This window comes from Gemmata obscuriglobus, assembly GCF_008065095.1.
GTDB classification, from domain to species: domain Bacteria; phylum Planctomycetota; class Planctomycetia; order Gemmatales; family Gemmataceae; genus Gemmata; species Gemmata obscuriglobus.
On record NZ_CP042911.1, the window covers coordinates 7,785,492 to 7,797,856 of the forward strand.

11 protein-coding genes are annotated in these 12,365 nt (G+C 67.0%); 1 reads left to right on the forward strand and 10 read right to left on the reverse strand.

What is annotated here, in order from left to right; all coding sequences use genetic code 11:
- Positions 1-82 precede the first annotated feature (82 nt).
- The 7 genes from ilvB to GobsT_RS32295 form a co-directional block, all read right to left on the reverse strand.
- Complete coding sequence (gene ilvB / locus GobsT_RS32265; protein ID WP_010049934.1) at positions 83-1,855, reverse strand: biosynthetic-type acetolactate synthase large subunit; 1,773 nt, start codon at positions 1,853-1,855, stop codon at positions 83-85.
- A 141-nt stretch (positions 1,856-1,996) separates the two neighbouring features.
- A complete protein-coding gene (locus tag GobsT_RS32270; RefSeq protein WP_010049931.1) occupies positions 1,997-2,200 on the reverse strand; it encodes a 4Fe-4S dicluster domain-containing protein in 204 nt (67 codons plus the stop codon).
- Complete coding sequence (locus GobsT_RS32275; RefSeq protein WP_010049929.1) at positions 2,197-2,721, reverse strand: hypothetical protein; 525 nt, start codon at positions 2,719-2,721, stop codon at positions 2,197-2,199. The genes GobsT_RS32270 and GobsT_RS32275 overlap by 4 nt, the downstream gene beginning before the upstream one ends.
- A gap of 187 nt (positions 2,722-2,908) precedes the next feature.
- Entirely contained in the window at positions 2,909-4,294 is a 1,386-nt protein-coding gene (locus tag GobsT_RS32280; RefSeq protein WP_029601346.1) for a sigma-54-dependent Fis family transcriptional regulator, read from the reverse strand.
- A gap of 121 nt (positions 4,295-4,415) precedes the next feature.
- Entirely contained in the window at positions 4,416-5,108 is a 693-nt protein-coding gene (locus GobsT_RS32285; RefSeq protein WP_010052206.1) for a superoxide dismutase, read from the reverse strand.
- Positions 5,109-5,179: 71 nt separating this feature from the next.
- Entirely contained in the window at positions 5,180-5,896 is a 717-nt protein-coding gene (locus tag GobsT_RS32290) for an RluA family pseudouridine synthase (RefSeq protein WP_010052205.1), read from the reverse strand.
- A 229-nt stretch (positions 5,897-6,125) separates the two neighbouring features.
- A complete protein-coding gene (locus GobsT_RS32295; RefSeq protein WP_010052005.1) occupies positions 6,126-7,562 on the reverse strand; it encodes a S41 family peptidase in 1,437 nt (478 codons plus the stop codon).
- Positions 7,563-7,898: 336 nt separating this feature from the next.
- Between GobsT_RS32295 and GobsT_RS32300 the strand changes: the two genes are divergently transcribed.
- Complete coding sequence (locus GobsT_RS32300) at positions 7,899-9,119, forward strand: TIGR03000 domain-containing protein (RefSeq protein WP_109570730.1); 1,221 nt, start codon at positions 7,899-7,901, stop codon at positions 9,117-9,119.
- A gap of 131 nt (positions 9,120-9,250) precedes the next feature.
- Here GobsT_RS32300 and GobsT_RS32305 read toward each other — a convergent pair whose 3' ends face one another.
- The 3 genes from GobsT_RS32305 to GobsT_RS32315 all read right to left on the reverse strand — a co-directional run bounded on the left by GobsT_RS32305 (position 9,251) and on the right by GobsT_RS32315 (position 12,274).
- Positions 9,251-9,943: a hypothetical protein gene (locus GobsT_RS32305; protein ID WP_148087952.1), complete on the reverse strand. Its 693-nt coding sequence runs from the start codon at positions 9,941-9,943 to the stop codon at positions 9,251-9,253.
- Between the two features lie 18 nt (positions 9,944-9,961).
- Complete coding sequence (locus GobsT_RS32310; protein WP_029600604.1) at positions 9,962-11,404, reverse strand: IS66-like element ISGob4 family transposase; 1,443 nt, start codon at positions 11,402-11,404, stop codon at positions 9,962-9,964.
- A 99-nt stretch (positions 11,405-11,503) separates the two neighbouring features.
- Entirely contained in the window at positions 11,504-12,274 is a 771-nt protein-coding gene (locus tag GobsT_RS32315; protein WP_148087953.1) for a putative sensor domain DACNV-containing protein, read from the reverse strand.
- Positions 12,275-12,365: the final 91 nt, after the last annotated feature.

Sequence of the window (12,365 nt, forward strand, 5' to 3'; positions counted from 1 at the left end):
ATGCCCCGGTTCGACCGCGGCGCAATGAAAAAGCCCGGCCGATCGGCCGGGCTAACGAATCGTTAATCTGACCGGCGGTCCGTTATTCCTTGATGATGTCCTTGACGGTCGAGCCGGCCGGGATCATCGGCAGCACGTGCTCCTGGTGCGGCACGTGGACGTTCAGCAGGAACGGCCCCGGGGCCTCGATCATCTCGATCAGCGCGGCGTCCAGGTCGGCCTTGTCGATGACGCTCTTGGCCGTCACGCCGAAGCCCTCGGCGATCTTGCAGAAGTCGGGGTACGGGGCGTGGTCCTCGCCGGCGCCGAGGTACGTGTGCCCGCGGTTCGAGCCGAAGAACCGGTCCTCCCACTGCATCACCATGCCCAGGTGCTGGTTGTTGAGCAGCAGCACCTTCGCCGGGATCTTTTCGGCGTAGGCGGTGGCGAGCTCCTGCACGTTCATCAGGAAGCTGCCGTCGCCGTCGATGTCGATGACGAGGTTGTTCGGGAACGCCACCTTCGCGCCCAGCGCGCTGGGGAGCCCGAACCCCATCGTGCCGAGGCCGCCGCTGGTGATCCACTTCCGGGGCTTGTTGAAGTGGAAGAACTGCGCGGCCCACATCTGGTGCTGGCCCACGCCGGTGGTGATGATCGTGTCGTCGAGCTGGTTCCGGTCGCGCAGGATCTCCCAGAGCCGCTTGATCGCGTACTGCGGGATGATGAAGTTGTCCGGCTCGGCGAACTTGAGCGGCTCGGCGTCGCGCCACGCGTCCACCTGGCGCCACCAGTCGGTGTACCGGCCGCCGGCGGTGAGGTCGGCGTTCTTCTCCTCCTTCAGCAGCGCGTTCAGCCCGTGCAGCGCGTGCTTCAGGTCGCTGTGGACCGGGACGTGCGCGAACTTGTTCTTGTGGATCTCCGACTTGTCGATGTCGACGTGGACGATCTTGCCGTGCTTGGCGAACTCGGCGAGCTTGCCGGTCACGCGGTCGTCGAACCGCACCCCGAAGGCCAGCAGCAGGTCGGCGTCGTTGATCGCGTAGTTCGAGTACACGGTGCCGTGCATCCCGAGCATCTGGAGGCACAGGTAGTGGTCGGCGGGGAAGTTCCCCAGCCCGTGGACCGTGAGGCCCACCGGCGCGCCCACCAGCTCCGCGAACTCCTTGAGCTCGGCCGCGGCGTCGCTGTGGGTCACCCCGCCGCCCGCGTAGATGAACGGCTTCTTGCTGGCGCGGATGGCGGCGATGACCGGCTCGAGCTCGGCCCGCGGCGCCTTCCGCACCGGGCGGTAGCCGGGCAGGTCCATCGCGACGTCCCAGTCGGGGACGACCGACTTGGTCTGCACGTCCTTGCACACGTCGATCAGCACCGGGCCGGGGCGGCCGGTGGTGGCGATGTGGAACGCCTCCTTCATCACCCGCGTGATGTCCTCGGTGCGGGTGAGCAGGTAGTGGTGCTTGGTGATCCCGCGGCAGATCTCGACCATCGGCGTTTCCTGGAACGCGTCGTTGCCGAGGACGTTGGTGCTCACCTGCCCGGTGATGAAGATGGCCGGGATGCTGTCCATCTTCGCGTCGGCGATGCACGTCACGAAGTTCGTGGCGCCGGGGCCGCTGGTGGACACGCACACGCTGGCCTTGCCGGTGGTGCGGCAGTACCCGTGGGCCATGAACCCGCCGCCCTGCTCGTGCCGCGGCAGGATGGTGCGGAGCTTGCCCTGGACCCGGGTGAGGGCCTGGTGGATGGGCATGCTGGCGCCGCCCGGGTACGCGAAGACCGTATCGACCCCGTGCCGGATGAGGGCCTGAACGAGGATGTCGGCCCCGCTCATCGGGGTGGCGGTCGGGGTCGCGCTGGTGGTCCCGTGGTCGGCCATTGTTAGGTCGCTCGGTAAATGGAGAGGGACAAAGTCTCTCGATGTCGAGATAATAGTATACCAATCCGCGGCGCGGTGGGAACCGGGAACGTGTGAAGACGGGAAGGAAGGCGCCCCACGCGACCGGCCGAGCCCCCGGCGTCACCCGGCGGCGGGCCGGAGTTCGATCGCGTCGGCGGGGCACACCAGCTCGCACAGCGAGCACGAGACGCAGTCCCGGGGGCGGGGCAGCCACGGCCGCGGGCCGGCCATCGCGAGGCACCCCACCGGGCACACCGCCACACAATCGCCGCACCCAATGCAGCGCGCGTCGAGCAGCACCGGCAGTTCGCCGAGCGGGTTCACTCGTTCACGTCCTCCTCGTCGGCCAGGTCGATCACCTCTTCCTCCGGCTCCGGCTTCTTGCGGCGCGGTTTGAGCCTTGCCGGTTCGCCCGGTTGCGGCGCGGGCGGGGCGGCAGTCCCGGCGCGGCGGCCCGCGGCGGCCATCAGCCCGCTCACCACGTCCTCAAAAACCGGGCGGGTGAGCGGCGGGAACAGCGCGTACCGCGCCCCGAGGTCGAACAGCGCCGCCGTCCACGCCACCCGGTCCGCGTCGTTGAACTTCACGTCGCTCACCACGACCACCGGTACGTCCGGGAGCCGCGCCGACACGTCGGAAACGAGCGCCAGGGCAGCCGCGGTCGCGGCGTCGTCGCCCGGGTCGAGTTGGACCACCAGGACCGACGGCCGGCGGTCGCGCACGAGCGCCGCCGCGGCGTCGGCCCGCGCGGCGCGCACGAGCCACGCGCTCTCGGCGGTGAACTCGGCCAGCATCCGCGCGATCCACCCGTCGGTTTCGACGATCACCAGTTGCGGGGCGCGCACGCCGTACCTCCCCCCAGGTCCACGCGAGAGCGATTCATACCAAATCCGGTTGAAGAGTAACGGTGGTTGGGAGCGCCACCCGCCTGCTGACGCAGGCGGTTCGACAAGCGGCGGTCGAACCGCCTGCGTCAGCAGGCGGGTGCAACCTACACTCTGCCGAGCGGTTGCTCTTCAACTGGATTTGGTATCAGTCCCCGCCCTCGGGCTTCCGCGGTTTGGGCGGCTGTGGCGGGATCGGGATGCCCAGCGCGTCGAGCCGGCGCCACAACTTCGCCCGGAACACCCCGAGCAGTTCCGCCGTCTCCGTCTGGTGGTTGTTGGCCTTCTTCAGCGCGAGCTGAATGAGCTTCTTTTCGACCGCCGCGAGGATCTCGTCCAGGTTGAGCGATTTCGGCGGGTGCGTGCGCGCGATCCCGACCTTCACCCGCAGTTCGTGCGGCAGGTGCTCGCGCAGCACCGGTCCGCTCTCGGCGCTCCGGGCGGCCTCGTGGAGGGTGCCCGCCAGCTCGCGCAGGTTCACGGGCCAGGAGTGCTCCCGCAGCACCGCGAGTGCGGCCGGGTCGAGGGGGCGTCCCAGCAGGCGCGCCGCCAGGCGCGGGAGGTCCCCCAGGCGCTCGCGGAGCGGCGGCACGCGCACCTCAAACGCCGACAGAGCCGTCTGAAACATCGGGACGAGCGCCCCGCCGCTCATCACGCCGTCGCCGGCGGTTCTTTCGGAGCCACAAATCAGGCGGGCCGCCGGGGTGTCGGTGAAATGGTCCGCGAGTCGCTGTTGCAGGTCGCGCGGGAGCGCCGCCGGCTCCTTCAAATACAGGGTGCCGACGCGGTCCGCCCCGGCCAGCCCGCCGTGCCCGAAGAGCAGGCTCTCGACGAGGTACGGCTGAAGGCCCGCGCAGTCGATCCCCACGAACGCGCGGTCGCGGTTCGCGCTCGCGTGGTGGATCACGCGGGCCGTCGTTTCCTTGCCGCTGCCGGGCTCCCCGACGATCCACACCGGTGCGGCTACGCTTGCCGCGAGTCGGGCCTGCGACACCAGCCGGCCCGCGGCGGGCGTTTCGCCGGCCAGCAGGTCGAACCCGAAGTGCGCGGCCCGGCGGTCGCGCAGCGCCGAGACGGCCGCGGGCACCTTCTTGGCCGCGGCCGGCACCGGCTCACCGACCACCGTCACGAACCCGACGATTCCGAACGTCTCTTTCCCGCGTTTCGCGTCCGCCGCGTCCCCGGGCGGTTCGGCGCCGGGCGCGAGCGGGGCGAACGTGACGTCCCACCACGGCGGCCCGTTCCGCCCCGGCGGTGCGGGCCGGCGGGCGCGGTCGTGGCGCCCCGCGAGCGCTTCCGGCGTCGGCGCGAGCGCCGCGGCGAGTGGCGTGCTGTGCCGCCGCTGGGAGCACACCATCCCGAGCGCTTCTTTCAGCGTCACGCCGGCGAGCCGCTCCCACGCGGGGTTCGCGTACCGCAACCGTTTGCCTTTTCCCAGCACGAACACGGGGGTCGCGGAGTGGTGGAAGAACGCGCGCCACCCGAACCCGCCGCTGCCGCGCGGGCGCCCCTTTCCGGACGGCGGATTCGGCACACCGGACATTCGCGCGGACCTGCTGGCTGTGGGCGCCACCCACCGGCGTCAGCCGACGGGTGCCACCTGGGCGTGTTCCGAGCCGGCGATTGACCCCATCACGGCTATTGCCAATTCGATGTCACTTGGCGGCGAACAGCTCGGCGACGAAGTCCCAGTTCACCACGCTGAACCACGCGTTGACGTAGTCGGCGCGCTTGTTCTGGTACTTCAGGTAGTAGGCGTGCTCCCACACGTCGCACCCGAGCAGCACGGCCTGCCCGTCGGTCACCGGGTTGTCCTGGTTCGGGGTCTTCACCACCGCCAGCGGCTTCTCCTTGCCCTTCACCAGCCACGCCCAACCGCTGCCGAACTGCGTCGTTGCGGCGGTCGCGAACTCCTTCTTGAACCCGTCCAGGCTGCCGAAGCTGGCGTCGATCGCCTTGGCCAGCTCGCCCTTCGGCGCGCCGCCGTCTTTCTTCATCATCTGCCAGAACCACGTGTGGTTCAGGTGCCCGCCGCCGTTGTTGCGCACCGGCGCCTGGAGGTCCGCCGGCAGCTTCTTCCAGTCGCGCACCAGCTCCACGATGGGCTTGGCCAGTAGGTCCGGCTTGCCCGCCAGTGCCTTGTTCAGGTTGTCCACGTAAGCCTGGTGGTGCTTGCCGTGGTGGATCTCCATCGTCTTGGCGTCGACGACCGGTTCGAGCGCGTCGAACGCGTAGGGCAGCTTGGGCAGCGCGAACCCCTTCGCGTCGTCGGCGCGGGTGAGGGAGGGGAGCACGAGCGCGGCGGAACCAGCGGCGGCGGAGCGGAACAGTTCGCGACGGTTCAGCATGTTCGTTCCTGCGGAGGGGTGGAAGCGGGCGCGTGGTTGGGCGCAGGAGCATCGTAGCGACCCGCGTGCCGTCACGCCACCGGGTCGTCCGGAAGTGGGTGCCAGTACGCGGGGACGGGGGCTTCGATCACCAGTTCCTGCTTGGTGAATGGGTGCTCGAAGGTGAGCCGGCGGGCGTGGAGGGCGATCACGCGGTCGCGCGGCAGTTCCGCGGGCGGGCCGAACGGGCGCACGCTGCCGTAGAGCGAATCCCCGATCACCGGATGCCCGCGCCACGCGGACTGCACGCGGAGCTGGTGCATCCGCCCCGTAAGCGGGTGCAACTCGATGCGCGTGTGCGCGGCGAACCGCTCCAGCACGCGGAACTCGAGCGTCGCGAGCTTCGCGCCCGGCTCGCCCTCGTGGCCGCGCGCGGCGCGGGCCTCGTTCTCGACCTTGCGGATGTAATCGTCCCACACGCCGGCGTCCGGCTCGACGACCCCTTCTACGAGCGCCCAATACACCTTACGCACACTCCGGTGTTCGAACTGCGAGTGGACCCGTTGGGCCGCCTTGGTGTTGCGCGCGAAGCACACGACCCCGCTGACGGGCCGGTCGAGCCGGTGCGGGACGCCGAGGTAGACGCCCGCGGGCTTGGCGTACTTGTCCTTGATGTACGCGCGCACCCGCTCTTCGAGGTTCGGCACCCCGGGCGGCGCCTGCGTGAGCAGCGGCGCGGGTTTGTTCACGACGACGAGGTGGTGGTCTTCGTATAAGACGGCGAGCGGCAGTGCGGCGGAGTCGTTCATGGTGCCTGAAGGCGAGCGGGGGGCGTGAGCCCCCCGAGTGGTTCAACAAACGGTTGCGCGGGTCAGTTCTCACCGCGGCTTGGTGACGCCGGCGCTGTGTCTGCTTCTTGTGGCACAGGCATTCCTGTCTGTGCGGCGCGAGAACGCCGCACAGACAGGAATGCCTGTGCCACAAAGACAACAACCAAAACAGAGACCAACAACCGGACCGTGAATCGGGCGAACACCGCTATCCCAGCACCCGTTCCGGAAGTCGCCGGGCCGGGGCCGGCGCGGTGCCCACCCCGCGGAGCTTGTTCCGCAGCACCTCGAGCGCCTTGTTCAGCGGCTGATCCGTGTACGGCTTGCTGTCGTCCACGATCGGCTTGCCGTCGATGCCCTTGGGGTTCGGCGCGGCCGGCGGCTTCGGGCCGACCACGTCCGGCTTACCCGCCACCCACTGGCGCTTCAACTGCTCGACCTCCGCGCGGAGCTTGTCCTCCTTCGTGGTCGGGACCTCGATGTCGGGCCTCACCCCCCACTGGTCCGGGGCGTCCTTCGAGGCGCGAATGCGGTCGATGTTGGCCCCGCTCGGGCGCCAGTACGTTTCCGTCGTGAGCTTCACCGCGCTGGGCGGGTCGCCGGGCAGCCGCAGCAGTTTCTGAACGCTCCCCTTACCGAAGCTGCGCTCGCCGATGACGACGGCCCGCTTGTTGTCCTGGAGCGCCGCGGCCACGATCTCGCTGGCGCTCGCGCTGCCGTCGTTCACCAGCACCGCGATGGGCTTCTGTTCCGCCGGCAGGAACATGGTCCCGTCCTTTTTCGCCTCGAACGTGCGCTCCTTGCTGCGCCGGTCGCGCGTCGAGACGATCTTCCCCTCGGTGAGGAACAGATCGGACACCGAAACGGCCTCGCTTAGCAGCCCGCCCGGGTTCTCGCGCAGGTCCAGGACGATCGCCTTCCCGCCGTCGCGCTCGATCTCCTCGACGGCCGCTTTGATCTCTTTCGTGGTCAGCTCGCTGAACCCGCTGACGCGGATGTAGCCGATCCCGCCCGGTTTGTCCGCGAACCACTCCCACTTTTGCGGATCGTCGGCCCGACGCCGGACACCTGAAACCGGGTGCTGCGCCACCTGGGCGCGTTTCAGCGTGACCTGCTGTTCGGCCGGGTTGCGGCCGGCGCGGCGGGTGGTCAGGGTGACGCTCGTGTCGGGCTCGCCGGTGATGAGCTTGCGCGCGTCCGGGACCGTGATCCCCTCCGTGGACTTGTCCCCGACCTTCACGATCAGGTCGTCGGCGATGATCCCGGCGTCGTAGGCCGGCGTCCCGGGCATCGGGTGATCGACCTTGAGGAACTTCGTCTCCGGGTCGATCGTGAGGACGATGCCCACGCCCCCGAAGCTCCCCTGCGCGTCGGTCTCGAACCGCTTGAGGTGTTCGGCGTTGAGGTACTCGGAGTGCGGGTCCAGTTTCCGCAGCCCGCCGTTAATCATGTCCTCGACGAACTGCTGCCGCTCGTCGTCGCTGAGTTCGCGGTAGAAGTTCGCGTCCACCTCCGCGATGACGTCCACGACCTGCCGAACGAGTCGGTAGTCCTTGTCCGGCGCCGGGGCGCTGTAGCTGATCGCCAGGCCCAGCGCGATGATCGCGGGCACCGCGACGAGCCAGGCGAGGTTGCGAAGCGGCATTCGCTCTCCTTCGGAGAGGGGCGGAAGTCAGGGGCGGAAATCGGGACCCGGCGTCAGGAGACGGTTCGGCGCCCGTTCCCGGCTACTGTCATTGTGGCACAGGCGCCGGCAACCGGCCCGGGGCTCAGGATAGCAGTCCCGCGGTGTTCCGGTTCTCGACTCCTCCGATTGCACGGATTATACACTTCGTTCGTGTTGCGCGGGAGTTGAACCTTCGCAACCGACCTGGTTGTAAAGATTACCGCCAGTCGATTTGTCCTCCCCTCTTGCGCCAGTTATCCTCGCGATAAGGGCTTCGTAAAGCCCGCAACTTACCGCGGCCGCGAGGGACCGACTATGTACAGCGTTGTGATGATGACCGCCCTCACGGCCGCGCCGGACGCGCCGGGGTTCAACGGCTACTTCCGCGACCTGTTTTTCGGAAACAGTTGTAACGGGTGTAACGGCTGCTCCGGTGGGGTGCGGTACAGTTGCTACGGCGGCGGGTGCTCCGGGTCGGTGGCGTACCCCGCGTCGTGCAGCGGGTGCTGCGGGTCGTCGTGCAACGGCGGCCACGTGTTCGGGCTGGGAATCGGCGACCGCGTCCGCAGCTTCTTCGAGCGCGACACGCGCACCGGGTGCTGCGGATCGCACAGTTACGGGTGCTGCGGGTCGCACAGCTACGGCTGCTCCGGTTCGAGTTACTCGTGCTCCGGGTACTCGTGCAGCGGGTCGGCGTACTCGTGCTTCGGCGGCCCGGCGATCTCGTACACGCCGATCGTGACCGGCGGGCTGTCGTGCCAGGGCGGGCTGGTCTACCCCGCGCCGCCGTCGTTCGATCAGTTCCCGCCGACGCCAGCGCAGCCGAACATTCCGTACGCCGAACCGCGCCCGGCGGAAGCAACGGGCTTGAGCCCCGCCGCGCACACGGCTCCTTCGGCGACCGTCGCCAACGGTCAAGCGGCTCGCGCCACGGTGGTGGTGCGCCTTCCCGTCGACGCGCGCCTCTCGGCGGAGGGGCGGGAACTCACCCTCGTGGGCACCGAGCGCCGGTTCGTTTCTCCCGAACTCCCGCGGGACCAGGAGTTCGTGTACCGGTTCACCGCGCAGTACGAGCGCGGCGGCAAAATCGTCAGTGTCACCGAGAAGGTTGTGGTGCGGGCCGGCGCGACCGTGTCCGTCGAGTTCACGGACCTGACCGCCCGCCCGGCCGGTACGACTCCGGGCACCACGACTGCGAACGGGACCGCCGCGCCGACCACGCCGGTGACGGAGCCGACGAAGGCCGAACCGCCCGTCCGCGACACCCCCGCCGCGCCGACCGGTCCGGCGAGCGACCGCGCGACCATCACGGTGAAGCTGCCCGCGGGCGCGACCCTTTACGTTGACGACAAGAAGAGCCCGTCGAAGGACGCGGTGCGCCAGTTCGCCACCCCGCCGCTGCCCGCGAACCGCGAGTTCGCGTACCTGCTCAAGGCAGAAATCATGCGCGACGGGCGGCCCGAGACGCTGAGCCAGAAGGTGCCGTTCCGCGCCGGCGAGCGCGTGACCGTGGACTTCACCGGGCTCAGCAAGTAGGGCCGGGGGAGAGTTGCGGTTTAAGAGGGTGTGGTGCGCGAGCGGGGGCGGGTGTGCCAATTGGTACCCCCGCCCCCGCTCGCGCGGGGGGCAAAGAGATCACCCATCGAAAGCACGTGACTACTTTGGCGTTAGTAGCTCAAATTGGATGCGAATAATACCCGACCGTTGTCGTTTGCGAACAGCCGAAGGTCACCATCTTGGGAAATCACGAACACCAAAGCTTGTGGAACGCGACGGCACAGGGCGTAGGCAGATTTGTGGCGTTCTCCGAACGATTTCAGCAATATTGCGGCCGGCACATCGGTTTTGCTTGCGAGGTCGTGGCAGTCGCCAAGAACGCCTTCTGCATTCTTTTCGATAGAGCCGCCAAAGCCACGAAGCACTAATCGTCGGTCGAGCACTACACACCCATCTGCGGCTGCGAGGTGGCCAACAGAAGACAGCCGACGGCGCCATCTGTGCGCGGTCACTCGCTTCAGTTCTACCGCATCCAAGTGGTCTGTGTTCGGGCCCCGAGCTGACGACCAGAGCACACTGAGTGAAGCCCATAAGTCGCGCAACTCCTCGCCGAGATCGACAGGAGCAATCGGACTTGCAATTTTCAGTGGCGCGGACCCGGGGTCGGGCAAAATAGCAAACGCACCCCCATGCCCGAGTGCAATTGCCTCGCGTAGGATCAACGATAATGCGATGAATATGTCTTTATGTATATTCGGAGTTGATAAGTGTGCGTTTTCTTGCAAAATTGCATCTAGCTTATCGTAATCTTCGATTATCGACTTGCAATCAGGTACACTATATGGCAATTCGTAAGCGTTCACGGGTGATGCGGCAGTGTATCAACAGTTGGCGAGTAGCGGATTCACAACGTTCTGTTGTTGAGCTTCAGCTGGAACGAGCGTCGGTGCCTTCGCGCCGGTCCGGTGTGCGGTGACGGCGTCGATGAGGAACGCCAAGACGTTGCGCTTCTGGCGGCGGCACGAGGCGATCACCGTGAGGATTCGTTCCACGAACCGGCTCCCGCGTTCGCTGTCGGTCCCGAAGCTGGTTTTGCGCCAGCACACGGCGTGACGCACCTCACGCTCGGCCGCGTTGTTGGTCGGTTCCACGCCGACGACACGCGCGAACGTCCACAACGACGCCTCGACCGACAACAGTTCCGCGCAGGTCGTGGCGGTCTTGGCGCAGCCGCACGCCGCCCCGTTCCGCAGGTGCGTGCCGACCTGACGACGCAACGCGGGGATGTAGGTCGAGCGACATGTGGACCGCGCGAGGGTTCCGTCCCGCACCCGATACCAGTTCTCGAACAGGGCGTCCGAACACGCCAACAGAGCCGCGCCGATCGCCTGTCCGGAACCGCCCCGGTCGATCATCGCCTGGAAATCGCGTCGCAGGTGCGCCCAGCAGAGTTGACGCTTGTACTTGTCGAGGTGCGTGTACACCGGATACCGGTCCGTCGTATGCACGGCCGTGGACCCGGCACGCAGGTCATCAAAGGCGGCCCGGCCCCGGGTCCGGCGGATCAGGAACGCCACCACGAACGTGGTCACGGCGGCCCACAGCCAGGCCCGCTGACGCCCCTGCTTCCAACCGGTCTCGTCCACGTTGGCCGGGTGCCCGCGGGTGTACACCAGGGCCTGTTCGGCCACCGGCTTCAGCGCCTCGGCGGTTCGGTGCTGGAGCTTGCACACCATGGCCGGGCTCAGGGGCAGGCCGAACAGATCGTCGAACAGTTGGCTCGTGCCCCGCTTGCCCAGACGGCACGAGCCGGTGAGAAGCGCGGCCACCGCCTGCGCCCGGGGGCCGTATCCGGTGCGCGCCTCCGACGGCACCGCGGGCACCGTGGTCGTGCCGCAGTGGGGGCACCGGAGCCGGTGGCACCGATACTCGGTCACGTGGGGTTTGATAACGGGCAACTCGTGGACCTGATGAATGGCCGGAGCCGGATCGTCCCCGGCCAGCGACCGCGAGCAGTCCCGGCACACGGACGGCTTGAGGGTCCGGATCTCATCGGGTGGCAGGAGCGTGCGCTCGGCTTTGGGATGCCCCGGTTGCCCGCCCCGACGCTTCCCCGAAGGGGCCTTGGGCGGGGCCAGTTTCACCTGCGGAGGATCGGACGAGGGCGGCTTCGACGAGTTGGTGGAGCTCTGGTTGAGTCGGGCCTTGAGTTCGGCGACCTCGGCCACCAGAGCAGTGATCGTGGCCTCCAAGGCGCGAATATACGCCACCACCGCCGGTGGTAAGTTATCGGGCAGTTCCGGCGGTTGAGGAACAGGCGTCATGACGTCTGCTCGATTACGGAACATGCCCGCTTGTGGCAACCGCGTATCCAAACGGGCTAAAATGACGGGCAAAAGCGGGTGGCGCACCCCCATGAACGCTTACGGCAATTCTTTAAACTTATTAACGCATTCGCGAGAAAATTCTGCGAGCCATCGTCCTACAGGTTCAACACTAAAAAACGGGGTGTGCGTAACGAACTGGTCTGCGTGCAATGCGAAGGATGCTCTGCCCTCGGAAACGCGGAGATGGCCGGGGCCAACAATTTCAATCAAAAGAGCAGAAGAGGGGCTCCACAGGCTTGGCATATCGAGCACGCCGCGATCACGGCCTTCCCGGTCCAGAAGAGCCAAACCTGTTACTTGTAGCGTCCCGTTTTCTTCCGTGACAGTGATAGCACCGTCAGGTTTGATTAGCAACGGCGCGAGTTTGATGAGTGGTTTGTAGTCTGTGAGGGGTATAGGTTCAGTGAATCGGTAGCTATGGTGCTTTTGGTCCTCCTCAGCGAGGTGCGTCCTGATGAAAGGATCGGCCAATATCCGTAGCGCAAGAGCAGAAATGGAATTTGGTGGTAGCCAAGATTCTGCCTTCACAACCACTCGGGCGCGTATCGATCTCCCCTCGTCCGTACGAAAGCTCGCGCGGTATGCTAGGGTAAGTAAGAGCCCAAGGTTTTCGTTATTGATCGCAGCCAAGGTCGTCAAAGAACGGCCGCGCACCTTGCGCTCTGCACGGATGAACTCACGGAACTCGATTAAGAGTTGGGTAAGTCCCTTCACGCCTTCAGCTTCTTGAACGCGCGGTTGCCAAGAAATTATCCCTTCGTTACCTTCGGCTTCGGAATCGAAGATGATAACTTGGGGGAGCATCATCGGATGCCTCGATGCTGGCTAAGGCAGGCGCCCGGGGCGTGTGCGAGGGACAACGTTGTCCCTCGCGCACGCATCGAACTCGCACGGAGAA

Bases quoted from the DNA above. Each gene is read 5' to 3' on its own strand.
- GobsT_RS32285 (WP_010052206.1), bottom strand. From the start codon at position 5,108: ATGCTGAACCGTCGCGAACTGTTCCGCTCCGCCGCCGCTGGTTCCGCC.
- GobsT_RS32300 (WP_109570730.1), top strand. From the start codon at position 7,899: ATGTACAGCGTTGTGATGATGACCGCCCTCACGGCCGCGCCGGACGCG.
- GobsT_RS32295 (WP_010052005.1), bottom strand. From the start codon at position 7,562: ATGCCGCTTCGCAACCTCGCCTGGCTCGTCGCGGTGCCCGCGATCATC.
- GobsT_RS32310 (WP_029600604.1), bottom strand. From the start codon at position 11,404: ATGACGCCTGTTCCTCAACCGCCGGAACTGCCCGATAACTTACCACCG.
- GobsT_RS32315 (WP_148087953.1), bottom strand. From the start codon at position 12,274: ATGATGCTCCCCCAAGTTATCATCTTCGATTCCGAAGCCGAAGGTAAC.
- GobsT_RS32290 (WP_010052205.1), bottom strand. From the start codon at position 5,896: ATGAACGACTCCGCCGCACTGCCGCTCGCCGTCTTATACGAAGACCAC.
- ilvB (WP_010049934.1), bottom strand. From the start codon at position 1,855: ATGGCCGACCACGGGACCACCAGCGCGACCCCGACCGCCACCCCGATG.